22 protein-coding genes are annotated in these 25,348 nt (G+C 66.6%); 13 read left to right on the top strand and 9 right to left on the bottom strand.

The genetic code is table 11. The annotated features are described in order from the left end of the window. Positions 1-78 precede the first annotated feature (78 nt). Together SPYCA_RS12645 and SPYCA_RS12640 are read left to right on the top strand one after the other, a co-directional pair. Positions 79-396 (top strand): hypothetical protein, encoded by a 318-nt coding sequence (locus SPYCA_RS12645; RefSeq protein ID WP_120220921.1) that lies wholly within the window; start codon positions 79-81, stop codon positions 394-396. 37 nt (positions 397-433) lie between these two features. Further along, positions 434-745 carry a hypothetical protein gene (locus tag SPYCA_RS12640; protein ID WP_120220919.1) on the top strand — a complete coding sequence of 104 codons (312 nt, stop codon included), beginning with the start codon at positions 434-436 and terminating at the stop codon, positions 743-745. Between the two features lie 30 nt (positions 746-775). On the opposite strand, the gene clpB is transcribed toward SPYCA_RS12640, so the two are convergent. Then, complete coding sequence (clpB, locus tag SPYCA_RS12635) at positions 776-3,355, bottom strand: ATP-dependent chaperone ClpB (protein WP_120220917.1); 2,580 nt, start codon at positions 3,353-3,355, stop codon at positions 776-778. 103 nt (positions 3,356-3,458) lie between these two features. Between clpB and SPYCA_RS12630 the strand changes: the two genes are divergently transcribed. Beyond that, positions 3,459-3,929: a hypothetical protein gene (locus SPYCA_RS12630; protein WP_120220915.1), complete on the top strand. Its 471-nt coding sequence runs from the start codon at positions 3,459-3,461 to the stop codon at positions 3,927-3,929. Then, a complete protein-coding gene (locus tag SPYCA_RS19285; protein ID WP_172595065.1) occupies positions 3,926-4,099 on the top strand; it encodes a hypothetical protein in 174 nt (57 codons plus the stop codon). The genes SPYCA_RS12630 and SPYCA_RS19285 overlap by 4 nt, the downstream gene beginning before the upstream one ends. 51 nt (positions 4,100-4,150) lie before the next feature. Here the strand turns inward: SPYCA_RS19285 and SPYCA_RS12625 are convergent, their stop codons facing one another. Then, a complete protein-coding gene (locus SPYCA_RS12625) occupies positions 4,151-5,719 on the bottom strand; it encodes a leucyl aminopeptidase (protein ID WP_120220913.1) in 1,569 nt (522 codons plus the stop codon). 153 nt (positions 5,720-5,872) lie between these two features. Here SPYCA_RS12625 and SPYCA_RS12620 point away from each other — a divergent pair, with 153 nt between their 5' ends. The 4 genes from SPYCA_RS12620 (at position 5,873) to SPYCA_RS12605 (ending at position 13,395) form a co-directional block, all read left to right on the top strand. Further along, on the top strand, positions 5,873-8,095 hold the full coding sequence (locus SPYCA_RS12620; protein WP_172595064.1) for an acylase: 2,223 nt from the start codon (positions 5,873-5,875) through the stop codon (positions 8,093-8,095). Positions 8,096-8,190: 95 nt separating this feature from the next. Then, positions 8,191-11,070, top strand: coding sequence for a M16 family metallopeptidase (locus SPYCA_RS12615; protein WP_120220912.1), 2,880 nt, complete (start codon positions 8,191-8,193; stop codon positions 11,068-11,070). A 26-nt stretch (positions 11,071-11,096) separates the two neighbouring features. After that, entirely contained in the window at positions 11,097-11,399 is a 303-nt protein-coding gene (locus SPYCA_RS12610) for a hypothetical protein (protein ID WP_120220910.1), read from the top strand. A 241-nt stretch (positions 11,400-11,640) separates the two neighbouring features. Continuing rightward, a complete protein-coding gene (locus SPYCA_RS12605) occupies positions 11,641-13,395 on the top strand; it encodes a sensor domain-containing diguanylate cyclase (RefSeq protein ID WP_120220908.1) in 1,755 nt (584 codons plus the stop codon). A 21-nt stretch (positions 13,396-13,416) separates the two neighbouring features. Here the strand turns inward: SPYCA_RS12605 and SPYCA_RS12600 are convergent, their stop codons facing one another. Beyond that, positions 13,417-13,812 (bottom strand): bactofilin family protein, encoded by a 396-nt coding sequence (locus SPYCA_RS12600; protein WP_120222320.1) that lies wholly within the window; start codon positions 13,810-13,812, stop codon positions 13,417-13,419. 1 nt (position 13,813) lies between these two features. Continuing rightward, positions 13,814-15,022, bottom strand: coding sequence for a M23 family metallopeptidase (locus SPYCA_RS12595; RefSeq protein WP_120220906.1), 1,209 nt, complete (start codon positions 15,020-15,022; stop codon positions 13,814-13,816). A gap of 239 nt (positions 15,023-15,261) precedes the next feature. Here SPYCA_RS12595 and SPYCA_RS12590 point away from each other — a divergent pair, with 239 nt between their 5' ends. Then, positions 15,262-16,659 (top strand): methyltransferase family protein, encoded by a 1,398-nt coding sequence (locus SPYCA_RS12590; protein WP_443029484.1) that lies wholly within the window; start codon positions 15,262-15,264, stop codon positions 16,657-16,659. Between the two features lie 345 nt (positions 16,660-17,004). Here the strand turns inward: SPYCA_RS12590 and SPYCA_RS12585 are convergent, their stop codons facing one another. From SPYCA_RS12585 to SPYCA_RS12565, 5 genes are all read right to left on the bottom strand, one after another. After that, on the bottom strand, positions 17,005-19,272 hold the full coding sequence (locus SPYCA_RS12585) for a TonB-dependent receptor (RefSeq protein ID WP_120220904.1): 2,268 nt from the start codon (positions 19,270-19,272) through the stop codon (positions 17,005-17,007). A gap of 255 nt (positions 19,273-19,527) precedes the next feature. Then, a complete protein-coding gene (locus SPYCA_RS12580) occupies positions 19,528-19,980 on the bottom strand; it encodes a Dps family protein (protein WP_120220902.1) in 453 nt (150 codons plus the stop codon). A gap of 114 nt (positions 19,981-20,094) precedes the next feature. After that, positions 20,095-20,661: a TMEM165/GDT1 family protein gene (locus SPYCA_RS12575; protein WP_120220901.1), complete on the bottom strand. Its 567-nt coding sequence runs from the start codon at positions 20,659-20,661 to the stop codon at positions 20,095-20,097. Positions 20,662-20,694: 33 nt separating this feature from the next. Continuing rightward, positions 20,695-21,024, bottom strand: coding sequence for a hypothetical protein (locus SPYCA_RS12570; protein WP_120220899.1), 330 nt, complete (start codon positions 21,022-21,024; stop codon positions 20,695-20,697). A gap of 52 nt (positions 21,025-21,076) precedes the next feature. Then, a complete protein-coding gene (locus SPYCA_RS12565) occupies positions 21,077-21,721 on the bottom strand; it encodes a GGDEF domain-containing protein (RefSeq protein ID WP_120220897.1) in 645 nt (214 codons plus the stop codon). 208 nt (positions 21,722-21,929) lie between these two features. On the opposite strand from SPYCA_RS12565, the gene purE reads away from it, so the two are divergent. The 4 genes from purE to SPYCA_RS12545 are packed head-to-tail and all read left to right on the top strand — an operon-like array spanning position 21,930 to position 25,201. Next, positions 21,930-22,439: a 5-(carboxyamino)imidazole ribonucleotide mutase gene (purE, locus tag SPYCA_RS12560; RefSeq protein ID WP_120220895.1), complete on the top strand. Its 510-nt coding sequence runs from the start codon at positions 21,930-21,932 to the stop codon at positions 22,437-22,439. Positions 22,440-22,443: 4 nt separating this feature from the next. Next, complete coding sequence (locus tag SPYCA_RS12555) at positions 22,444-23,529, top strand: 5-(carboxyamino)imidazole ribonucleotide synthase (protein WP_120220893.1); 1,086 nt, start codon at positions 22,444-22,446, stop codon at positions 23,527-23,529. Further along, a complete protein-coding gene (locus SPYCA_RS12550) occupies positions 23,526-24,017 on the top strand; it encodes a dihydrofolate reductase (protein WP_120220891.1) in 492 nt (163 codons plus the stop codon). Before SPYCA_RS12555 ends, SPYCA_RS12550 begins: the two co-directional genes overlap by 4 nt. A gap of 2 nt (positions 24,018-24,019) precedes the next feature. Continuing rightward, the gene (locus tag SPYCA_RS12545) at positions 24,020-25,201 is read left to right on the top strand and encodes a dipeptidase (protein ID WP_120220890.1); all 1,182 of its coding nucleotides are present in this window, start codon (positions 24,020-24,022) and stop codon (positions 25,199-25,201) included. Positions 25,202-25,348 lie beyond the last annotated feature (147 nt).

Genomic DNA, 25,348 nt, shown 5'->3' with positions numbered 1-25,348 from the left:
TCGGCCTTGCGAAAGAACGCATCGCCAATAAGATAGCGAGCATGATCCTGCGGAAATAGCCGCGACAGGAGATATCGCATGACCCGAACTACAGCTGCTTTTTTCGCCACGGTCGGCCTGCTGTCGGCTTCCGCCGCCCTTGCCGCCGATCAGGCCGCGCTTGCCAAGGCGCCATCGGCGATGACGCCCACCGAGATCAAGGCGCATAACGAGGGGCTGACCCCCACCGATCCCGCCTATATCAAATGCCGCAAGACGCTCGAGATCGGATCGCTGGTAAAGAAGAACCGCGTTTGCCACACCAACGAACAGTGGAAGGAAGTCAGCGCAAAAGGCAATCAGAACGCGCGCGACACCGCCGAGGCGATGACGAGCAAGGCGGGTAACTCGAACTGATCCGCCACCCGGGATCGAGCAGGGAAGGGATATTCCGATGATGAACTTCGTCGCCATTATGCTGTTCGCCGCCGCACCCGCGGCCGAAGCGAACGCCGACCGGGCACCCCCGGCGCGGGCGCCGTCGGAGATGACCAATGCCGAGATCAAGGCCTATAATGACGGGCTGGCGATGACCCATCCCCATTATATCAAGTGCCGCAAGATCGAGGAGATCGGCTCGTGGGTCAAAAAGGCCCGCGTGTGCCGGACGAACGAGCAGTGGAAACAGGCGTGGGCGCAGGGCAACCAGAATGCGCGCGACACCGCCGAGGCGATGACGCGCGCACCCGTCAACAGCAGCAACTGACGATCATCGAAGACGGCGGCTGACGCCGCTTCAGGCCGCGGTCAGCGCCAGCCCGCCGTCGCCCTCATCGACCCGCACCGTCGATCCGTCCTTGACCTCGCCCTTCAGGATCAGGTCGGCGAGCGGGTCTTGCAGATATTTCTGCACCGCGCGCTTCAGCGGCCGCGCGCCATAGACCGGATCGTAACCGACGCGGCCGAGCCACGCGCGCGCGGCGTCGGTGAGATCGAGCGTCACCTTGCGGTCGGCGAGCAGTTTCTGCACGCGCGCGACCTGAATGTCGACGATCCCGCCCATATGCTGCTGCCCCAGGCGGTGGAACAGCACGATCTCGTCGAGCCGGTTCAGGAACTCGGGCCGGAAATGCGCGCGCACCACCTCCATGACCGCGGGCTCGGCCTGTTCGACCGGCGCGTCGTCGGGAAGCGCGGCGATCGCCTGGCTGCCGAGGTTCGAGGTCAGGATGATGAGCGTGTTGGTGAAATCGACCGTTCGCCCCTGCCCGTCGGTCAGGCGCCCGTCGTCGAGCACCTGAAGCAAGATGTTGAACACGTCGCCATGCGCCTTTTCGACCTCGTCGAAGAGGACGACCTGATAGGGGCGGCGGCGCACCGCTTCGGTGAGCGTCCCGCCCTCTTCATAGCCGACATAGCCCGGCGGCGCGCCGACGAGCCGCGCGACGCTGTGCTTTTCCATATATTCGGACATGTCGATGCGCACCATCGCATTGTCGTCGTCGAACAGGAAACGCGCCAGCGCCTTGGTAAGCTCCGTCTTGCCGACGCCCGTGGGGCCGAGAAAGAGGAAGCTGCCGAGCGGACGATTGGGGTCTTGCAGCCCCGCGCGTGCGCGGCGCACCGCGGTTGAGACGGCGCGCACCGCTTCGTCCTGGCCGATGACGCGCCTGCCCAGCGCCTCTTCCATGCCGAGCAATTTTTCGCGCTCGCCCTCCATCATCCGGTCGACGGGGATGCCGGTCCAGCGGCTCACCACGGCGGCGATGTCGTCGGCGGTGACTTCCTCGCGCAGCATCGCATTGCCCGATATGGCCTCGGCCTCGGCGAGCCTCTTTTCGAGCGCGGGGATCGTGCCATAGCTCAGCTCGCCCGCGCGTCCGAGGTCGCCCGCGCGCTGCGCCTGTTCGAGCGCCGAGCGCGCCGCGTCGAGTTCTTCCTTGATCCTGGCCTCGGCGTGGATCTTGTCCTTTTCGGCCTGCCATTTCTGCGTGAGTTCGGCGGACTGCTGTTCGAGGTTGGCGAGCTCGGCCTGGAGCGCGGCGAGCCGATCCTTCGATGCCGCGTCGCTCTCCTTGCCGAGCGCGGCTTCCTCGATCTTCATCTGGATGATGCGGCGGTCGAGGTTCTCGATTTCCTCGGGTTTCGATTCGACCTCCATGCGGATGCGGCTCGCGGCCTCGTCCATCAGGTCGATCGCCTTGTCGGGCAGGAAGCGGTCGGAAATATAGCGGTTCGACAGCGTCGCCGCGGCGACGATCGCGCCATCGGTGATGCGCACGCCGTGGTGCAGCTCGTACTTCTCCTTGATCCCGCGCAGGATCGAGATCGAATCCTCGACCGTCGGCTCGCCGACGAAAACGGGCTGGAAGCGCCGCTGAAGCGCGGGGTCTTTTTCGACATGCTTGCGATATTCGTCGAGCGTGGTTGCACCGATGCAGTGCAGTTCACCGCGCGCGAGCGCCGGCTTCAAAAGGTTCGAGGCGTCCATCGCGCCTTCGGATTTGCCCGCGCCGACCAGCGTGTGCATCTCGTCGATGAAAAGGATGATTTCGCCCTCGGCGGCTTTCACATCGTCGAGCACGCCCTTGAGGCGCTCCTCGAACTCGCCGCGATATTTGGCGCCCGCGATCAGCGCGCCCATGTCCAGCGCGAGCAGGCGGCGGTCCTTCAGACTGTCGGGCACGTCGCCATTGACGATGCGCAGCGCAAGGCCCTCGGCGATCGCGGTCTTGCCGACGCCGGGTTCGCCGATGAGCACGGGGTTGTTCTTGGTGCGGCGCGCGAGGATCTGCACGGTGCGGCGAATTTCCTCATCGCGGCCGATCACGGGGTCGAGCCTGCCCTCGCGCGCGACCTGGGTAAGGTCGCGCGCGAATTTCTGGAGCGCATCGTAGCGATCCTCGGCCGAGGCGGTGTCGGCGGTGCGCCCGCCGGTCAGCTTGGCGATCGCGGCATTGAGCGCCTCGGGCGCGACGCCCGCGTCGGCAAAGACCTTGCCCACCGGCGTGCCGGGCGCCAGCACCATCGCGAGCAGGATATTCTGGACGGCGACATATTCGCTGCCGGCCTTGGCGGCGACCTGTTCGGCCTGGTCGAGCAGGCGCACGGCGTCATTGTCGAGCCCCGGCGTCGCCTGCGCGCCCGATCCCGACACGGCGGGAATCTTGGCGAGCAGCGCGTCGATGCCCTGCACGGCGCGCGCGGTATCGCCGCCGCTGCCCGCGATCAGCCCCGCCGCCATGCCCTGATTGTCGTCGAGCAGCGCCTTGGCGATATGTTCGGGCGCGATCCGCTGGTGATTCATGCGGATCGCGATCGTCTGCGCCGCCTGCAAAAAGCCCTTGGCGCGGTCGGTGAATTTTTCGAGGTTCATAAAGGATAAGCCCCTTTCTCGACGGCGAAGATAGTGTTGCTTTTTGGCAACACAAGGGCGGGCGATGCTTTACTTCGCAGGGTGATGTAGCGATAAAGGCGACATGAGCGAAGACCTTCTCAGCCTCATCGCGCAATTCACCGAAGCGTTGAACGGCGAGGCGACGCCAGAGGAGCTGGAAGATATTCGCGACAAGATCGATTCCTATAAGTTTCGGCAGAATGTTCGCGTCGCGCTGCGAGGCGTCAATGACCCGGAACAGATAGGGCAGGTCCAGGACGCGCTGCGCAAATTGCAACGGCGCGCGGAGAGTCTAGGCGCAAAACGGATAAACTCGCGCGACATGTTCCGGATCGGCGGCATCGGCCTGAGTGTCGGCGTTTTCGGATCGGCCCTGGTCGGAGCTTTTTCCATCGCGGCATCGCCAGTGCTTCTGATCCCGATGGTCGGGGCTGCCTATATTGGTTGGAGATCGGTTGCCGACAGCAACCACGCCTCGCGCGAAATCGAGATATTGCGTCAGATAGCCGAGGTCGCAAAGGAACTGTCCAGCGATGGAGGGCGAGCGAAATGACTGACCTGTTCACCTATCCCTATGCGATCGAAGGCGTGACGCTGTTGCTGGTCTTGCTCCACCATTTCGCCATTCAGGCGCGGCGCTATCGAAAGGGGCTTTCCAGCGAACTCGTGCAGCGCATGAACCGTCTGTTCGCCGCGCTCCCCACGCCGATCCCGAGCGACTGAAAGGCCCAGTCCCTGTCGTAACAGCGGCTGGGCCTTTCCCGACGACCAGGCCTACTCCCCGCTGCGCGCCAGCTGGTCGAGCAGGCGAACGCCGAAGCCGGTCATCCCCTTGGGGACGAGCGGGCTCGCCGATTCGCTGCGGTTGACGCCCGCGATGTCGAGATGCGCCCACGGCATGTCCTCATCGACGAAGAAGCCGATGAAATGCGCGCCGATGCTCGCGCCCGGCCCCTGGCCCGATGCGATGTTGCGGATGTCGGCGATGTCGGATTTGAGCTTGTCGGCATAATCCTCGTGCAGCGGCATCCGCCACAGCTCTTCGCCGCTGGCGGCGCCCGCGGCGAGCAGTGCGGCGGCGAGCTTTTCGTCGCGCGCGAAGAGACCCGCATATTGGTCGTCGAGCGCGCCGACGATCGCACCGGTGAGCGTCGCGATATTGACGATCGCGCGGGGTTTGTATTCGCGCGCGACATATTCATTGGCGTCGGCGAGGACGAGGCGACCCTCGGCGTCGCTGTTGAGCATCTCGATCGTCTTGCCCGACAGCGTGCGCACAACGTCGCCGGGCCGCTGGGCATTGCCGTCGGGCATATTCTCGGCGAGCGCGGCGACCGCGACGACGTGCACCGGCGCGCGCGACTTCGCGAGCGACAGCGCCGCGCCGACGACCGATGCGGCGCCCGACATGTCACCCTTCATGTTCCACATGCCCGTGCCGGGTTTCAGCGAAATGCCGCCCGAATCGAAAGTGATGCCCTTGCCGACGAAGGCCATTGGCGCGGCGGGGGCGCCGACGCCGCGATAACGCACCGCGAGCAGCCGCGACCCGCGCGGGCTGCCCTGGCCCACGCCGACGAGCGTGCCCATGCCGAGCCGCCGCATCGCCGCTTCGTCAAGCACCTCGATGCTGACGCCGGGAACGCCCGCAAAGGCCTCGCGCACCCGCGCGACGAAGCTTTCGGGATAGATGACGTTCGCGGGCTCGTTGGCGAGGTCGCGCGACAGGCGCACGCCGTCGACGAGCGGCTGCCAGCGCGCCGCAAAGGCGGCTTCGGCGGCCGAGGAATTGGCGCCGACGAGCGTGACGGGCGCGGCGGGCGGGGCCTTGCGGTCGACGGTCTTGTAGCGGTCGAAGCGATATTGGCCGAGCGCGAAGCCATAAGCGACTTCGGCGGCGGAGGTGTCGCCAAAGGCGCCGGCGATCGCGACGGGATGCGCCTCGCCCTTCAGCTCCTGCGCCGCCTTGCCGCCCGCTTCGGCGAGCGCGAGCGACGAGGGCACCGCCCCTGCGCCGACAAGCAGGATGCGCGGGTGCGCGCCGATGCCGCGCAGCGACAGCGTCGATCCCGCCTTGCCGTCGAAGCTGGCGGCGGCGATCGCGGCCTCGACCGCCTGCCGCTCGGGCGCGGAGAGCGCGACGCCATCGAGCGGCGGCAGCGCGGCGTCGGTCGTCACGATGACGAGCGCGGCGCCCGCGGGCGCGCGCGAAGCGAAGCCGATCGCGCGTTCGGCGCTGTTCGCCGCGCTCGCCGGGACCACCCCCGATCCCATGACGCCCTGCGCCATCGCGCCGGGCGCGACGGCGAGCGACAGACAGGCGGAAAGAAGCAGTGATTTCATGCGCATGATGTGATTTTCCCCGATTTTATGGCCTGTCTCCTGCATAACCGCGTCCCGCTCGTCGGCAAATCCGGCTCGACGAACGACAGCGGCTTGCCATCCAACGACATGGTCGCCACAGATGCGCGGGAGCCGAAGCGAAGAGGACCAGCGATGCTGCGCCGGATTTTTCTGGGATTTCTGTTGCTGTTGGCGTTGATCGCCGCCTCGCTGGCCATCTGGGAACCGTTGACGGCAGAAGCGCCTGCGGCGCCCGCCTTCAAGCCGACCGACGTGCGCATCGCGCGCGACAGCTTCGGCGTTCCGCACATCTTCGGCAAGACCGACGCCGACGTCGCCTATGGCGTCGCCTACGCCCATGCCGAGGATGATTTTTCGACCCTGCAGGAAGTGCTGGCGATGACGCGCGGCCGCGCCGGGGCGATGCTGGGACAGGAAGGCGCGAAGGTCGATTATGCCGCGGCGCTGCTCGGCGTGCGCGCGACCGCGAAGCGCGACTGGCCGCGCCTGCCCGCCGACGTGCGCGCGCTGTTCACCGCCTATGCCGCGGGGCTCAACCATTATGCCGAGAAGCACCCCGACGAGGTGCGCTTGTCGGGGCTGTTCCCGGTGACGGGCGAGGATGTCGTCGCGGGCTTTGTCCTCCGCTCGCCCTTTTTCTTCGGGCTCGATTCGGTGCTGGGATCGCTCGTCGAGGGCAAACCGATCGGGCGCGAAGGCGGCCCCGCGCTCGATGCCACCGGCAAGCTCGTCCCGCGCGCGCTGACGCCCGTCGGCCGTGACCCGGCCGATCGTTTGACGCCGGTCGGCCGTGACCCGGCCGATCGTTTGACGCCCGTCGGCCGTGACCCGGCCGACAATGGATCGAACGGCATGGCGGTCGCCCCCGCGCGCTCCACCGACGGCGCAACGCGGCTCGTCTCCAATTCGCACCAGCCGTGGACCGGCGGCGTTGCCTGGTACGAGCTGGTCGTCCATTCGGAAGAAGGGTGGGATTTCGCCGGGGCGACCTTCCCCGGCTCGCCCTATCCCTTCCTCGGCCACAATCAATATCTCGGCTGGACCAACACGGTGAACCGGCCCGACCTGATCGACGTCTACAGGCTCGTGCTCGACGAAAATGGCGGGAAATACCGCTTCGACGGCCAATGGCGCGCGCTCGAGGAAAAGCGCATCTGGCTGAAAATCAAGGTCGGTCCCTTCGTCCTGCCCGTGCCGCGCACCATCTATCGTTCGGTGCACGGGCCGGTCGTGAAGAATGACGAGGGCGCCTTTGCGATCCGCTATGCGGGGCAGGATCAGGCGGCGATGGTCACCCAATATTACCGGTTGAACAAGGCGAAGTCCTTTGCCGAATGGCGTGCGGCGATGGCGGGGCAGGGCGTTCCCGCGACCAATTTTGTCTACGCCGATGCCAGGGGCAATATCGGCCTCTTCTATAACGCCATGTTCCCCGACCGGCCCGCGGGGTTCGACTGGCGCGGCGTGCTGCCCGGCGACACCTCGGCGGCGCTGTGGACCCGGACATTGCCGTTCGACCGCGTGCCCGCGCTCGTCAATCCGCGTTCGGGCTATGTGATGAACGCGAACAACACGCCATGGGTCGCGGCGGGGCCGGGCGACGAACTCGACGCGGCGGCCTTTTCGCCCTTGCTCGGCATCGAGGACGATATGACCAACCGCGCGGTGCGGCTGATCGAGCTGTTCGAGGCGTCGGGCCGGATCGACGAAGCGCGGCTGAAGGCGATCAAATATGACACGGCCTATGCGCGAACGGGATATGCAAAGGCGTGGATCGACCGGCTGCTCGCGCTCGACACCGGGCGCGACCCGGCGCTCGCCCAGGCGCAGGCGCTATTGCGCAAATGGGACTGGAATCTCGACGGAAAAGGCAAGGGCGACGCGCTCGCGCTGATGGTGCTGCGCCCGGCGAACGGGCGGCATTATCAGCGCCGTGAACCGCCCGACCCGCGCCAGGTGCTGAGCGAAACCGTCGCGCATTTGCAGGAGCATTTCGGCAGGCTCGATCCCAGGCTAGGCACTTTGCTCCGCCTCCGCCACGGCGAGGGGCCGAACCGCATCGACCTGCCGCTCGACGGCGGCAACGATACGGTGCGCGCCTCGACCCTGTGGGACGAGGAGCCCGACGGGCGGCTGAAGGTGCGCCACGGCGACAGCTTCATCCTGTTCGTGACGTGGGACCGTGACGGCCGCGTGCGGTCCGAGTCGATCCAGCCCTTCGGGGCGGCGACGACGCGACCCGACAGCCCGCATTACAATGATCAGGCGCCGCTGTTCGTGCGCCACCGGCTGAAGCCCGTGATGTTCGACCCGGCGACGCTGAGGGCCAGCGGGGCGCGATTCTATCGCCCTTGAAAGCCGCGCGGCGCTGTCCTAGACCATTGATACAGTGCCGTCCGGCATCCGGTTTCCGGCAGGCGATCGCCTGCGCCTTGACCCAGGGGATTTTCATGGCCCGTTTTCACCGTTTCGCTGTCGCCTTGGCCTTGTCGACGTCGCTCGTCGCCGCCGCGCCCGTGTTGGCGAAGGCCGCCGCGCCGGCGCCGACCGCCGAACTCGTCAAGGCGGTCGACATCCCGTATGAGGCTTTCACGCTCGACAATGGGCTGCGCGTGATCGTGCACGAGGATCGCAAGGCGCCGGTCGTTGCGGTGTCGGTCTGGTATCGGGTCGGGTCAAAGCACGAACCCAAGGGCAAGACGGGCTTTGCGCATCTGTTCGAGCATCTGATGTTCAACGGGTCCGAAAATGCCCCCGACGATTTCTTTGAACCGCTGCGGCAGGTCGGCGCGACCGATTTCAACGGCACGACCTTCCTCGACCGCACCAATTATTTTGAAACGGTGCCGACCGGCGCGCTCGACCTGGCGCTGTTCCTCGAAAGCGACCGCATGGGGCATCTGCTCGGCGCGGTGACGCAGGAAAAGCTCGATAACCAGCGCGGCGTCGTCCAGAATGAGAAAAGGCAGGGCGATAACAATCCCTATGGCCTGCTGCGCTACGAGATTTTCGAGAATCTCTTTCCCAAGGGGCACCCCTATCACCACAGCACGATCGGCTCGATGGCCGACCTCGATGCGGCGAGCCTCGATGATGTGAAAAAGTGGTTCACCGACAATTATGGCCCGAACAACGCGGTGCTGGTGCTGGCAGGCGACATCGACGTGGCGACCGCGAAAGCCAAGGTCGAAAAATGGTTCGGCGACATTCCGCGCGGTCCCGACGTCAAGGCTCCCGCGGTCTCGGTGCCGACGCTTCCGGCTCCGCTCGCGAAAGAGGTCAAGGACATGATCCCGACCACGCGCCTCTATCGCATGTGGACGATGCCGGGGCTGAACGATGCCGAGGCGGTGCCGCTCCAGATGGCGATGACGGTGCTTGGCGGGCTGTCGTCGTCGCGTCTCGACAATGCGCTGGTGCGCAAGGATCCGATTGCGGTCAGCGTCTCGGCGGGCGCCTCGCCGTTCGAGGATGCGGGCATCATTCTCGTCCAGGCCGACGTCAAGCCGGGGGTCGATCCGGCGCATGTCGCCAAAAGGCTCGACGAGGAAATCGCTGCCTTCCTTGCGAGCGGGCCGACCGCTGACGAATTGCAGCGCGCCACGGCCAGCTATCTGGGCGGCGCGATCTCGCAGCTCGAATCGGTTGGCGGTTTCGGCGGCAAGGCGGTGACGCTCGCCGAAGGCGCGCTCTATTCAAACGATCCCGCCTATTACAAGGTCGAGCTCGACCGGCTGGCCAGGGCGACACCCGAACAGGTGCGCGACGCCGCGCGCAAATGGCTGTCGCGCCCGGCCTTTTCCTTGACCTACACACCCGGCGAGCGCACCGAGGGCGGCGAGAATCGCGGCGGCGCCGTCGTCGCGGCGAAGGATGCGGCCCCGGTCCAGCCCGACCGATACTGGAACCCCGCGCTGGGCGATGTCGGTCCCGACAGCGGGTTTGACGGCGCAAGCTCGATTGCCGACCGCTCGAAGTTCCCGGAAGTTTCGGGCCTGAAGGCGCTCGAGTTTCCCGATATCGAACGCGCAAAGCTCAAAAATGGCATCGAGGTCGTCTTCGCGCGGCGCAGCGCGGTGCCGACGGTCAATGTCCAGGTCAGCTTCGATGCCGGCTATGCCGCCGACCCGCGCAGCGCGCTCGGCACCCAGTCGCTGATGCTCAGCCTGATGGACGAGGGCACGACGAGCCTCGATTCGATTGCCTTTGCCGAAGCCAAGGAGCGGCTCGGCGCGCAGACCTATGGCTATGCCGATGCCGACGAAACGGTGCTCGGCCTGTTCGCGCTCAAGCCGAATCTCAGCGCGTCGCTCGCGCTGCTCGCCGATTATGTGCGCAACCCGGCGTTCGACGCGAAGGAGCTGGAGCGCGTGCGTGCGCAGCAGCTCAACCGGCTGAAGGCCGAACTCAACGAACCGCGCGCGATTGCGCAGCGCGTGCTGAAACCCGCCCTCTATGGTGCGGACCATCCCTATGGCATCCCGCCGTCGGGCCTGGGCACGGAAAAGGCCGTGGCCGAGGCGACGCGCGACCAGCTTGCGGCATTCCATTCGGCGTGGATTCGCCCCGACAACGCCCGCATCTTCGTCGTCGGCGACACCACGCTCGCCGAAGTGACGAAACAGCTCGATCGGGCGTTCGGCGACTGGAAGGCGCCGACGACGCCGAAACCGAGCAAGCATTTCGAGATTGCGGTGCCCGCGCCGCAGCCGCGCATCCTGCTCGTCGATCGGCCCAAGGCGCCGCAATCGGTGATCGTCGCGGGCAAGGTGCTCGACGTCAAAGGCGGTGACGAACTTGAAGTGCTGCGCGCCGCCAATGATATTTTCGGCGGCGATTTCCTTTCGCGCTTCAACATGAACCTGCGCGAAACCAAGGGCTGGTCCTATGGCGTGCGCACGCAGGTAACGGGTGAAAAGGACCGGGTGAGCTGGATCGCGACTGCGCCGGTGCAGGCCGACCGCACCGGCGATTCGATCAGGGAGCTGCAAAGCGACCTCAAGGCGTTCCTTGGCGACAAAGGTGTCACGACCGAGGAGTTGCAGCGCACGGTGAACGGCAGCGTGCGCGAACTGCCCGGCAGTTTCGAGACGTCGAACGACGTGCTCGGCGGGCTGCGCGCGATCGCCAAATTCGATCGCCCCGACGATTATTATGAAAAGCTGCCCGCGACCTATGAAGCAATGACGCCCGCAGCGGTCGACGCCGCGGCGCGGACGGCGCTCAGCGCCGATGATCTGATCTATGTCGTCGTCGGCGACGCCGCGGTGGTGAAACCGCAGCTTGACGGATTGGGTCTGCCCGTGGAAACGGTGTCTCCCGCTAACTAACATCAGTTTCAGTAAGGAGAGCCGCAATGTCCCAAGTCGATGGCAGCTATGATTGCGTCACCAAGTCGCCGATGGGCGACCAGAAATCGGTTTTCACCGTCAAGAGCGACGGCGACAGCTTCACCGGCCAGAATGCCGGCGCGATGGGGTCGCTCGATGTCGAAAATGGCAAGGTCGATGGCAACAAGCTGACCTGGACCATGAACATGAAAGTGCCGATGCCGATGACGCTCGAATGCGAGGCGACGATCGACGGCGACACGCTGACCGGCACGATCAAGGCCGGCGCCTTCGGGTCTATGGCAATGACCGGCACGCGCCAGGGCTGATCGGTCCGCGATTGACCAGGGAAGGGCCGCCCCGCCGGGCGGCCCTTTTCCTTTGTGCGGCGCCGGGGAAGGGCGAGAGACGGGCTCGTCGGCGGCGCCGGGTTGGCGACCCCGCGGCGCGCCAAACGGCGGGGTTTGGCGATCGTATCGAGGGTCATCGGGCGTCCGCCACCACGGCGATCCTTCAAGAGCGCGGCGTCATGGTAAAGATTTTCCAAGGATTTGATGCGATAGCGCGGCGATGATCGGGGGACGCTCCCTTCTCGCGACGCTCTGCGGTCGGCTCGCGGCCTTGCTTGGGCTCATCCTGCTCGCGGCGTCCGCGTCGTCGGCGCAGGCTCGTGCGCTCGACGTCGAGCGCGATCTGTGCCACGCGGTGACCGACACGACGCCGAGCGACGATGCGCTGCACCGCCTGCGCTTTGTCTGCCACGGGGCGCCTCAAGATTATCAGGGGCGCAGCCTGTGGCTGCGCATCTCGCTCGATGCGCGGCCGGTTCAGGACGGACTGGCGCTGATGCTGCACAATTCACGCTTCGACCGGCTGGCGGTCGGCTTCTCCTATGCCGACGGCGCGACGCGCTGGCAGCGGGTGCGCAGCGGCGATTTCGGATCGCACTGGCGCGCGGGCGGCCAGATTTTGTTCGAGGCGCCGGCGCGCGGCGTCGCGTTGACCGCCGTGACGATGCGCTTCGACGGCCTTGCGGCGCATCGGCTCGTCCGCGCGCGCATCCTCGCGGCGGACGAGGCGGGGGTGCAGGTCGCCGGCATGGCCGCGGCGATCGGCGCCGCGCTGACGCTGCTGCTGGTGAGCGGTATTTACAGCCTGTCGCTCGCGGTCGCGGTGCGCCGCCAATATCTCGCCTGGCAGGCGGCGTGGTCGGCGGCGATGCTGCTGTGGGGCACGCTCTGGTCGCAGGCGCATCTGGCGCTCGTTCCGGCAATGGCCGGGACGGCGACGGCGCAAAGCTGCACCTTCCTTGCCTGCTTCGCGATTGCGGTCGCGACCGCGAGCGCGGTCACGGCGGTCGAGCGCGGGCGGGCCGCGCGGGGATTGCGGGTCGCGGCCTTGTTCCTTGGCGTCGGTGTCGGCCTGGCGGGCATCCCGCTCGCGCTGATGCGCAGCGGCGATCTTGGCCTGTTTGCCGACATGCTGGGGCTGGCAATCCTCGCCGACCTGATCCTCGTTGCGATCTATCTGGTGCTGGCGTGGCGTCGCGGCTCGGTCGAGGCGCGCGACTTTCTGGCGGCGTGGGGGGTGCCGATGGCGGTGCTGGCGTTCATCCACATCGTCGACGTCAACAGGGATTTCTGGGGCGGCGGCTCGCAACTGGTCGTGCTGGTCGCCGCGACCTGGCAGGCGCTCTGGCTCGCCGCCGCCGCGACCCGCCGTCTCGCGCAGCTTCGCATCGAGCGCGACCATGCCCGCGATGCCGAGGCGCGGGCGCAGGCGCTCGCGCGCCGCGACCCGCTCACCGGCCTGCCGAACCGACGCGGCTTCATCGACAGCGTCACCCCGCTGCTCGACCGCGCGCGCCTCGACAATCTGCCCGCGGCGCTGCTCCTTGTCGATATCGACCGCTTCAAGTCGATCAACGATATTCATGGCCACGAGGCGGGCGACGCGGTGCTGTGCACCATCGGCCAGCGGATCGAACGCTGGGAAGGGCCGATGTGCACCGTCGCGCGGCTGGGCGGCGAGGAGTTCGGCCTGCTGACCATCGGCATGGAGGGCATCGTCCTCGGCCGCTTTGCCGAGAGCGTCCGGCGCGGCCTCGCCGATTGTGACCATGGCGCCACCGTCGGCGACCGACCCGTGACCGCCAGCATCGGCGTCGCCGAGGTGCACCCGGCGTGCGATTTCAAGCAGCTCTACCGGATCGCCGACGAAGCGCTCTACGACGCCAAGCGCGGTGGCCGGAACAAGGTTGTCGTCCAGCGGCACCGCGACGGACCGCCGCGCGCGACCGACAGGGAAACGGCCCTGTTGAAATAGCGCGCCCCGCGCAGGGTTATTTTAGAGCGACGCGCTCTTGTTCTCGACGACCTCGAGCGGCGGCGGCGCCTTGGTCGCCATCGCGCCGTGGCGGCGGTGCGACAGCTTGCCGTCGACCTTTCCGCCATTTTCAATGGTGATCGTTTCATAGGTCACGTCGCCGGTGATGCGCGCGGTCGCGTGAACGATCAGCGTCTTGGCCTCGATCGACCCATCGAGCAGGCCCGCGATCTTCGCGGTCTCGGCGGTCACCGCGCCCTTGATCTCGCTCGCCTCGCCCTGCACCAGATTGGCGCATTTGAGGTCACCCTCGATCTTGCCGTCGACGTGCAGGTCGACGCTGGCGGAGACATTGCCGGTGACGACGACGTCCGAACCCAGGATCGAAAAGGTGGTATGGCGCGCGCCCGTCGCCATCTTAGCGGTCGCCGCGGGCGGCAGCGACGGAGCCGACTCGCTGTCGGGCGTCGTTTTTGACTTCGAGAACATCGGCTTTGGCCTCCAGGAAGCGGCGCGGGTTGACCGCGACGCCGTTCAAACGGACTTCGAAATGCAGGTGGCTGCCGGTCGAGCGGCCGGTCGAGCCCATCTTGGCGATCTGTTGCCCCGCGGCAACCTTGGTCCCCACCCTGGTCGTGAATCCCGACAAGTGGGCATAGCGCGTCATGATGCCCTGGCCATGATCGACCTCGACGACATTGCCATACCCCGATTTGACGCCGACAAAGCTGACGCGGCCGGGTGCGGCGGCGAGGATGGGCGTGCCGATGGGCCCGCGGAAATCGACGCCCGCGTGCATCGCGCCCGCGCCGGTGAAGGGGTCGCGACGATAGCCGAAGCCCGACGACATCATCAGCACATTGGCGGGATTGCCCGACGGCACGGCGACGAGTGTGCGTTCGAGCACTTCCATGCGGAACAGCGCGCCATCGAGCGCGGCGAAGTTCGCCCCCAGCGCCTTTGCCTGACCCTTGCGGCCGCGAAAGGGGATGAAGGGACCACCACGTCCGGCTGCGGCGTTGCGCACCAGTGCATCGGGGTTGAGCCCCAGTGCCGCGACGGCGGTTTCGGCCTTGGCGACGCGGCCCCTGACGGCGCCGAGCAGGCGCGCGGCAAAGGCTTCCTGTCGCGCCGCGACCCGCGCCAGCACTTGCGCTTCGGGAGGCAGATCGGGGTCGATCGCGCTCGTCTTGACGGGCTCGGCCGACGCGGCTCCCGGCGCGTCCGCTTTCTGCGCGGCGGCGGGCATGTCGGCCGGATCAATGCCGAAGTGGGTTTCGGCGACGCTTTCGAGCAGCGCCTGCCGCTCCTCGAGGTCGGCGGCGGTTTCGGCGACGCGGTCGCGATATTTGGCGATGCGCGCTTCGGACGCCGCGGCGGCGGCCTTCTGTGCTGCGACCGCGGCGCGTTCGTCGGCGGTGAGCAGCTGGTTGACGAGCACGGTCAGCGTCGCGCCCGCCCAGGCGAGCAGCACCAGCCCGGCAATCAGCGCGACACGTTTCTGCCAGAGCGCGCTGACACGCAGGAAGCGGACGTGGCCGTGCGTGCGAACGAAGATTTCATGGTCCTGGAACAGCGCAGAGACGCGCTGGCGCAAATCGCGCAGGCCCGTTGGTTTCGACGACAAGTGGCGACCCCATCTTGTTTGTTCTTGGAGCCCTCCGCCCCGATTGCTGCGCGCATTAACAGGCCGGACGGGCCCATGCGAATCTTTGCGCGCCGAGTCGGGGTGAATCGAAACCAACGCGCGGTGAACGGTGTCAACACGCCGGAACGCTGCCAATCTGACGGGTAATGGCTGGCGAATCGGTGGTCTTCATTGACGGCTTGCTTACCAATTTTGGCTAAGGATAAGCGGTGAATATCATGGCCGAATCCGTTCCGATCACCGCTGCCGAATCGGCCAGCGATTCCGCCGTGCCGACGCCTGCGCGGCCGCGTTCGGCGGTCAGCGCGGGGGTCGGCCTCGTCGGACTGGCGGGGCTTCTGGCCTATCTTTTGCTCGCGCGCTTCGCGCCCGACATCGCCGCCTTTGTCGGGATCGACTGGGGAACGCGCGGGCCGATGAGCGGGCCCAATTCGGCCGTCGCCAGCGTCCTCGCCTGCGGGGTGCCGATGGTGCTGTGGTCACTGTTCGTCGACAAGGTGCACCGCAATCCGTCGACCGGCATCGACTGGGCGCTGCGGCGCCCGTGGCGCGACACGCTCGACATCAGCCTCACCAAGCTCGCCGGACTCTGGGCGACCTGGGCGCTGATCGCGCTCATTTATGCGACGATGCGCTATTATTGGGAGGGCAATTACGCCTTTTCGATGAACCTGCTGGAGCGCGTCGCGCCCTGGCTGCTGCTCGCCTCGGTGCCCTATATGCTGTGGCTCGACCGCCGCATGGTCGAACCGCGCGACGGTTGCTGGCAATTCGGCCGCTGGCTGATCGCGCCCGGCCAGCCCGTCGATGGCAAGGCGATCGGCCATCATCTGCGCGCCTGGGCCGTGAAGGGCTTTTTCACGGCCTTCATGCTGTCGATCGTGCCGGGCAATTTTTCGGCGCTCGTCACCGTGCCGATGTCGGAGGTGCTGGCAAACCCCTATCTGACCGGCATCTGGGCGATCAACCTCCTCTATCTGGTCGACGTCCATATTGCGACGGTCGGCTATATCCTGACCCTGAAGCCGCTCGATGCACATATCCGCACCGCCAACCCCTATGGCATGGCGTGGGTCGCGGCGCTCGTCTGCTACCCGCCCTTCATCCTGATGAGCGGCGGGCCGCTCGATTATCAGGTCCATGGCGCCGACTGGGGGCATTGGCTCGCGGGCCACGACGGCCTGCTGATCGTCTGGGCGGTTGTGCTGGTGCTGCTCACTGCGGTTTACAGCTGGGCGACGATGGCGTTCGGCATCCGCTTTTCCAACCTGACGCACCGCGGCATCATCACCCACGGCCCCTATGCCTTCACGCGCCATCCCGCCTATGTGGCGAAGAATCTGACCTGGTGGATCGGTTCGCTGCCCTTTCTCGTCACCGCGGGCGGCTGGACCGAGGCGGCGCGCAATGTCGTGCTGCTCGGTCTTGTCAGCGGCATTTATTACTGGCGCGCCAAGACCGAGGAAAAGCATCTGCTCGGCGATCCGGCCTATGTCGCCTATTGGAACTGGGCGCAGGCGCACGCGCTGGTGCCGCGCCTGGTCGCGAAACTGACCGGGCGGGTGCGCCCGTTGATCCGGCTGGAGCCCGACGCGCGGGTGGGGCCGGTGGCTTAGGGCGCCACGTTTTTCCTTGGCGGCCATGATTCATTTTGGTTTATTATGGTTCGATTTCTGAACCATATGGGTTGGATGTAGGAAGGTCTTTTCTCGCTGCGGCGGCGTTGTTTGGGCATTTAGGGGGTGGAAGGGCGCGCTTCTAAGTGGCGCTGCCCTATCGATTATCGTCACCCTGAACTTGTTTCAGGGTCCATGGCCCGTCGTTTCCTTCGGCGCAGCGCGCGATTAGAGGTCAGGCCATGGATGCTGAAACAAGTTCAGCATGACGGAGTTGGAGGGCAGCTCACCACCCCAAAGCGGCGCTTCCTCCCCATCGCCGGGCGACAGGGAGGATCATTCCGATCAGAACTTCACGCCCGCCTCGACGCCCCAGATGCGGGGTTCGTTGACATAGCTGGTGAGGTTGTTGAAATCGATGCCGCCGGTCGGCGATTCATCATTGGTGATGTTGCGAACGAAGGCCGCGACGTCGAAACGATCGGTGCGGTAGCCGACGCGCAGCCCGCCCTCGATCAATTTGTCGTCCGAAAACTCGACCGAGCGATAGAGGAAGAACTGCACCTTCGAGCGATAATACCAGTCGGTGAAGGCATAGATGGCGCCGTCGCCGACGGGGATTTCATAGCCCGCGGTCGCGTTGAGCGTCCACTTCGGCGACTGCGGCAGCTGGTTGCCGTCGATCGAGAAAATGCCGGGGCTGCCCGGACGCTGCGGGTCGAGCACGGTGCACGGCGTCGCCGAGCCGCAGCCCGCGACAAAGGCATTGGCGTCGTCGATCTCGGCGACGTTCCACGCGCCGCCGACGCTGAACGTCAGTCCGCGCGCGGGCGCCGCCTGCAACTCGGCCTCGATCCCATGGCCCTTGGCATCGACATTGAGCAGGCTGGCGACATTCGCCGTGCCGCCCACCGCGGTCAGCTGAAGATCCTTGGTATCGAAATAATAGCCGGTGAGGTTGAAGCGCACACGGTCGTTCAGGAAGGCGGTCTTGATCCCCGCTTCGTACGACATCGTTTCTTCCTGATCGGCGGTCGAAATCACGCGCGAGAAGGTCAGGCGGCCCTGCACCGACGGCGCGCGATAGCCGCGCGCGACGCGGGCGTAGAGGGTGAACGCGTCCGACGCTTCATAGGTCGCGCTCGCGTCCCACGTCAGCAGCTTGCCCTTGACGCGCGCCGCCTGCGGCGGGACCGGCGTGTTCGGGTTGACGACGAAATCGGGGCGCGTTTCGACCGGGCGCGCGGCGACGAAGTCGCGGCGGTCGTGGTTGTAGCGCGCACCGGCCTGAAGCGTCAGCCCGCCCTCGAACGCATAATTGACCGACCCGAAGATGCCATAGGCTTCGCTGTCCTGCCGCTGCACCGCGATCGCCGCGGGCGTCGCATCGGTCGGGCCGCCGAAGTCGAAGCTGGTGATGTCGAGCCCTTCGTCGAAATAGAAGGCGCCGAACTGGTAGCCGAGCCCGCCGCTGTTGTTCGAGGCGATGCGGATTTCCTGCGTGAACTGATCGAGGCTGGGAACATTGTCCTGGCTCTGCGCCGCAAAGGGGATAAGCCCCGGACCCGATTCGGGCAGGAACACCGCGCCGAAGCCGCCGTCGATGTCGCCGCGGCTCCTGAAATTGCCGTTCCAGTAGGAGGTGATCGAGTAAGCCGTCACCGCGCCGAAATCATATTCGAGGTTGAGCGCGGCATTATAGGTGTTGAGCTTCTGGAAATTGATCCCGTCCTGCCACACCTTGTCGCGCTCGAATCCGGTGCCCGCGCCGCCGAGGCCGACAAGGCTGTTGCTGCCGGGCAGCTGCGTATTGGCGCGGAAGATGATCGCCGAGCCGTCGAAGATGCGGACCTGTCCCGTCACGCGGCCGGTGAAGGGACCATTTTCATATTGCAGCTGAAGCCGCGCGGCGATGTCGTCATAGCCGCCGAGATCGTCCTTCTTCGTGGTCGCTATATTGTCGACCCAATTGTCGCGATGCTGGTAGAGGCCCGAGAGGCGCACCGAAAAGCCATTGTCGTCGGCGGCGCCCGCCGCGACTTCGACTTGCGACGTGCCATAGCGGCCATAGCTGACGCGCGCATAGCCGCCGGTCTTGCCGGGCTTGACGGTGTCGAACTTGACGATGCCCGCGGGCGTGTTGCGGCCGAAGAGCGTGCCCTGCGGCCCGCGCAGCACCTCGACGCGGTCGAGGTCGAAGATCGGGAAGCCCTTGAGGATCGGGTTTTCGAGGACGACCTCGTCATAAACGAGGCTGACCGGCTGCGAGGCGTTGAGGTCGAAGTCGGTGTTGCCGAGCCCGCGGATATAGAAGCGCGGGAACGAACGGCCGTAGGAGCTTTCGATGTTGAGGCTGGGGACGCGGCCAGCGAGCGCGCGGATGTCGGAACCCGTCGAGGTGATCGCGCCGAGCGTGTCGCCCGACAGCACGCTGACCGACACGGGCACGTCCTGCAGGCTTTCCTCGCGGCGCTGCGCGGTGACGACGATGTCGCCAAGGCCGCTGTCGGCTTCGGCGGCGGGGATGGCCGAAACCTCCTGCGCGGCGGCGGGGGTGGCCGCGCCGGCAGCGAGGGCGAAGCTCATGGCAAGGGCGGAAGGAAGATGGCGCATGACCTGTCCTTTATGAAAGTGAAGCTGGCGGGTAGAGAATATCCGCCGCCGTTGCCGCGCGCGGGGCGCGGGGTCAACGTTCAAGCGCCGCGCCGCTGACGTTCATGTCAGCAGTGTTGCGCAATTGCTGCACTTTCGCGGGCGATCAGGTCGGCGCCATGGCGACGCTGCCAGCGCTTCGCGCCGCGACCTCCCGATGGCTTTGCCGCAAGCAGGCGCAGCTGGCCCGGTCGGTCATCAGGGGGGGGCGCGTCGCTATCCCAGCGTCGCTTCCAGAAACCAGATGCGCTGCTGCGTCTCGTCGGCCCAGCCGTCGACCAGCCCGCTCGTCGCAATGTCGCCATCGGCCTCCGCGGCCTTTTTTACGTCCTTGATCTGGGCGAGCAGCAGCTTGTTGTCCTCGGCAAGATTGCGGATCATCGTGTCGGCATTCACGCCGACAGCATCATCGTCGCGGATCGACGCGCGACGGCTGATGTCGCCGATCGACCGCAGCGTCGCGGCGCCATTCTTGCGCACGCGCTCGGCGATCAGGTCGACGCTCGCGAAAATCTGTGCCGCCTGTTCGTCGAACAGCAGGTGCAGTTCGCGAAAGCGCGGCCCCTGGACGTGCCAGTGGTAATTTTTCGTCTTGAGATAGAGTGCAAAGCTGTCGGCGAGCAGCGCGTTGAGCGCATCGGCGACGGCGGGGGTGTTTTTGTCGGACATGGGAGAATCCTTTCTGTTACCCAGGCCATATAGGGGCAGTGGACGATGTTTTCCCATCGAAGCTTTGGCTGAGTTTCATCGAGAAAAGCGATGAAAGGTGAAGCCTTCATGACTCTATCCGATCAAGCCGAACGCGCCGAGCGCCGTGCGGATTCCCCACAGGGCAAGGACTGCCGCCGCCGCCCAGCGGAGCAGCCGCGCCGCGCGCTGCTCGGCGAGCGCAGGCCCGAAGGCAAGGACGGGGAGCATCGAAAGCGTCCAGCCGACGAGTCCGCCCGCCGCGGCCCATTGCCCCGCGCCGCTCGTCGCCGCGAGCGCGGCGATCAGGAAATGGCTGCGGTCGCCGAACTGCCGCGCGAGCATCAGCATGGCGAGTTCGGTCGCCGAGGCTTCGGCGAGCCGCCCGGCGCTCTCGCCCGTCGTCCGCCAGACAAGCGCGACGGCGGCCGAAAGCAGCGCCAGCGCGACGAACAGCGCCGCAACGCCCGGTCCGATCATCCGGTTGGCGATTGACCCCGCGAGCGCCGCGACGATCGCGTTGATGAGGAAGGCGCCGAAGGCAAAGCCGACGGTGACGCGCCGATCGGACCTCGCGGCGAGGAGCTGTCCGAGCGCTATTCCGCTGCGCCCGTCGGCATTGGCGAGCAGCACCGCCACCAGCGCGAACATGATTGCGTCCATGACGGCGGGATGTGCGGTGTCAGTCGTCCGGCGTCAATGGCCGAGCCGCGTCGCGACCGACGCGAGCCAGGCTTCGTGCATCGCGGCGGGCATCGGCCCGCGCGGCGCCTGCGCCGCGTCGCTCATCGCGTCGAGATAGGTCAGGATCGCGGCGCGGTAGCCGCCCCCTGCGACCGCCGATTCGAGTCGGCTTGCCAGCGTTTCGACCGCGGCAAAGCCATGGTCGCGCGCGAGGCAGCGAATGTCGTCGATCCCCTGTACGATCTGCGCGAGCGCGCAATGCGGCAAGGCTTCGGCCAGCGCGCCGATCTGGCCGGTGATGCGGTTCTGGATGTCGAGATATGGGTCGGTCTGGGTCTGCATCGTCCACCCCCTGCTTCGGGCATGACGATGCGCGCTTTTGGTTAACGCCGCGTTAGCGATGGCCCGCAGGGGCGTCCTGCCGTTGCTTGCTCTTGTACATGTCGCGGTCGGCGGCGGCCAATATGTCCGATTCGGTCATGCCCATTTGCAGCATCGCGACACCGAAACAGGCCGAAAGCGCGATGTCATGCCCGTCATATTGCGCGGGCGTCGCGGCGAGCACGCCGCGCAGCCGTTCGACCTGCGCGCGCGCGCCTTCCTCGGTCGACTGGTCGAGAATCAGCCCGAACTCGTCACCGCCGATGCGCGCCGCGACGTCGGTTGCGCGGATCGAGGCGGCGAGGCGCTTCGCGATTTCCATCAGCGCGAAATCGCCTGCGGCATGACCGAAATTGTCGTTGATATATTTGAGCTGGTTGACGTCGACGAACACCACGGCGGCACGCTCGGCGTGGCGCTCGAAACGCGCCATGCGATGATGGATCGCGGTCAGGAAATAGCGGCGGTTGAACAGGGGAGTCAGCGTGTCGCGTTCGGACACGCGTTCAAGTTCGGCGACCGCGATCTTGAGCACGCGATTCTCGCGACGCAGCGCGTCGCGTTCCCGGCGCAGTTCGCGCAGCTGATCCTCGATGGAGTCGACGGAAACGGCGGTAAACTGGTCTACCGCAATCCGTGCCCCCCCTACGCTGTCCATGCCTTGTCCCCGGCGCGCCCTGACGTCCGCCGACGGGATGTCGACGAATATGATGTCGGCAACCCTAGCCGCGACTTGATACCAATCGGTAAACGCGGCGGCAGGGATTTGCGAAACGGGCGGCGTTGCCCGCGCGCAACCTTGCCGCTAGGGGGAGGGCGGCGGCGATTCACCGATGGACCGACCGCCCGCACAAGGAGGGATCGGGATGGGCGACAGTGCGCCGCAGGCCGAGGTGAGCGTGGGCGTCATCATGGGCAGCCAGTCGGACTGGCCGACGATGGCGCATGCGGTCCATATCCTCGAAGAACTGGGCATCGGTCACGAGGTCCAGATTGTCTCCGCGCACCGAACCCCCGACCGCCTCGTCGCCTATGCGAAGGGCGCGGCGGCGCGCGGGCTGAAAGCCATCATCGCGGGCGCGGGCGGCGCCGCGCACCTGCCCGGCATGGTCGCGGCGATGACGCGCGTGCCCGTCCTCGGCGTCCCCGTCCAGTCGGCGGCGCTGTCGGGCGTCGACAGCCTTTATTCGATCGTCCAGATGCCCGGCGGCATCCCCGTCGCGACCTTTGCGATCGGCAAGGCGGGCGCAACCAACGCCGGGCTCTTCGCCGCTGCGCTGCTCGCGAACGAGGATGCAGCGCTCGCGGACAGGCTCGACGCCTGGCGCGACGCGCAGACCGCGGACGTCGCACCAACTCCCGTTCGCGAGGGCTGACCGCTTGCTATCTCCCGGTTCGACGATCGGCATCCTGGGCGGCGGCCAGCTCGGCCGGATGCTGGGCGTTGCTGCGGCGCGGCTCGGCTACCGCGTCCACATCTATGCCCCCGACGCCGAAAGCGTCGCCGCCGATGTCGCGGCAGCGCATAGCCGCGCGGCATGGGATGACGAACCGCGCCTCGCCGCCTTTGCCGCGGCGTGCGACGTCGTCACGCTCGAGTTTGAAAATGTCCCCGTCGACACGGTGCGCTTTCTGTCGGGGCATGTCGCGGTGCGCCCTGGCGCCGCCGCGCTGGAAATCGCGCAGGACCGTCTTGCCGAGAAGCGTTTCGTCGCGCGGCTGGGCGGCCACCCCGCGCCCTTTGCCGCGGTGCCCGACCGCGCGGCGCTCGACACGGCGCTGGCCGAAATCGGTGTTCCCGCGATCCTGAAAACCGTGCGCATGGGCTATGACGGCAAGGGGCAGGCGCGCCTCGCCACCGCCGCCGACGCCGATGCCGCATGGGACGCGATCGGCCGTCACGCCGCCGTGCTCGAAGGCTTTGTGAGCTTCGCGCACGAGTTTTCGGTGATCCTCGTGCGCGGGATCGACGGCGAGGTCCGCTTCTGGGACAGCCCGGTCAACGTCCATGCGAACGGCATTCTCGCGAGTTCCAGCCTGCCGCCGCCGCGCGATGTGCTGGATCAACAGGAGGAAGCGCGCGCGCTGATGGCGGCGATCGCGGCCGAGCTCGACTATGTCGGCGTGCTCACCGGCGAATTTTTCGCCACCGACGATGGCCCGATCTTCAACGAAATGGCGCCGCGCGTCCACAACAGCGGCCACTGGACGATCGAGGGCGCCGTGACGAGCCAGTTCGAAAATCATATCCGCGCCCTCGCCGGCCTGCCGCTCGGCAGCACCGAGACGACCGTTCTGCCCGTCACGATGCGCAACCTGATCGGCGTCGCGATTGAAAACGTGCCCGAACTGCTCGCCGACGATGCAGCGCATGTCCATCATTATGGCAAGGCGGACGTGCGCGACGGCCGCAAGCTCGGCCACGTCACCTGGGTGGGCGTCGGGGCGGGAACCACACCGGCATGAACCACCCCGAAATCACGCTGATCCTCGCGCGCGCGGCCAATGGCGTGATCGGCGCGAACGGCCGGATGCCGTGGCACCTGCCCGCCGACCTCCGCCGGTTCAAGCAGCTCACCATGGGCCGCCCGATGATCATGGGGCGCAAGACCTTCGACAGCCTGCCCGCGGTGCTCGAAGGGCGCCGCCACATCGTCCTCACGCGCGATCCCGACTGGCAGGACGAGGGCGCCGAACCCGTCGCAAGCGTCGAGGAAGCGCTGAAGCTCGCCAATGCGCCGCATGTGATGGTGATCGGCGGCGCCGAAATCTATCGCCTCTTCCTGCCGCTGGCCGACCGGATCGAACTCACCGAAGTCGCGATCGAGCCGCAGGGCGACGCGATGATCGACTATCCCGACCCCGCGGTCTGGCGCGAGGTCGCGCGCGAGGACCACCCGGCGGACGAAGGCGGGCGCCCCGCCTACAGCTTCGTGACGCTGACAAGGAGATAGCGATGCGCCGCTGGTTGATCGCCCTCCTGATCCTGATCGCACTCGCCGCGCTCGCCTTTTTCACGCTCGCGCCGGGGATGATCGAACGCGACCTCAACCGCATCGACGGCAAGCCGCTGCCCCGGGTGTCGGCGCGCGCAGAGGCACTGCACCGGACGCTCACGATCGTCGACCTGCACAGCGACAGCTTGCTGTGGAAGCGCGACATCCTCGACCGCGCGACACGCGGCCATATGGACCTGCCGCGGCTGCAGGACGGCCATGTCGCGCTGCAAGTGCTTGCGAGCACGACCAAATCGCCGAAGGGGCAGAATTACGACGCGAACGACGCCGACAGCGACAATATCACCGGCCTCGTCATCGCGCAGCTCCAGCCGGTGCGGACGTGGGGTTCGCTGCTCGAACGCTCGCTGTGGCACGCCGAAAAGCTGCACCGCGCGGTGGCGGCCTCCAATGGTGCGCTGAAAGCCGTCGCGACCGCCGCCGACGTCGACGCGCTGCTCGTCGCGCGGCGCGGCAAGCCGCGCACCACCGGCGCGATGCTCAGCATCGAGGGGCTGCACAATCTGGAAGGCGACATCGCGAACCTCGACAAGCTCTACGCCGCGGGCTTCCGCATGGCGGGGCTCACCCATTTCTTCGACAATGAGCTCGCGGGGTCGATGCACGGCCTGAAAAAAGGCGGGCTCACCCCGCTCGGGCGCCAGGTCGTTTCGGCGATGGAAGCGAAGGGCATGGTCGTCGACATCGCCCATTGCTCGGCCGCGTGCGTCGCCGATATCCTCAAAATGGCGCGCCGCCCCGTCGTCTCCAGCCACGGCGGCGTCCAGGCGACGTGCAAGGTCAACCGCAACCTGTCCGATGAACAGATCAAAGGAGTCGCGGCGACCGGCGGGCTCATCGGCATCGGATATTGGGACGCGGCGGTGTGCGACACCTCACCCGCAAGCATCGCGCGCGCGATGAAGCATGTCCGCGATCTCGTCGGCATCGAGCATGTCGCGCTTGGCAGCGATTATGACGGCGCCACCACCGTGCGCTTCGACACGGCGCAGCTCGCGCAGGTGACGCAGGCGCTGATCGACGCGGGCTTCAGTGACGACGAAATCCGCGCCGCGATGGGCGCCAATGCGGTGCGCGTGCTGAAAGCGGGGCTGGTCCGGCTGACACCTCCGGCGCCATGACGGTGCAGCGTATCGGTGCAGCGCTGTTCAAGCCCCTCCCCTTCAGGGGAGGGGTTGGGGTGGGGGCCAGCGGCCTTGCGCAGCGTTCGCAGCCCACCCCGCTGCGACTAGCCAGCAAGCTGGCAAGTCTCGCTGCCCCTCCCCTGA

The sequence above is a fragment of the Sphingopyxis sp. FD7 genome (assembly GCF_003609835.1).
Lineage (GTDB): Bacteria > Pseudomonadota > Alphaproteobacteria > Sphingomonadales > Sphingomonadaceae > Sphingopyxis.
This window is presented reverse-complemented; position numbering and strand designations above follow the sequence as displayed.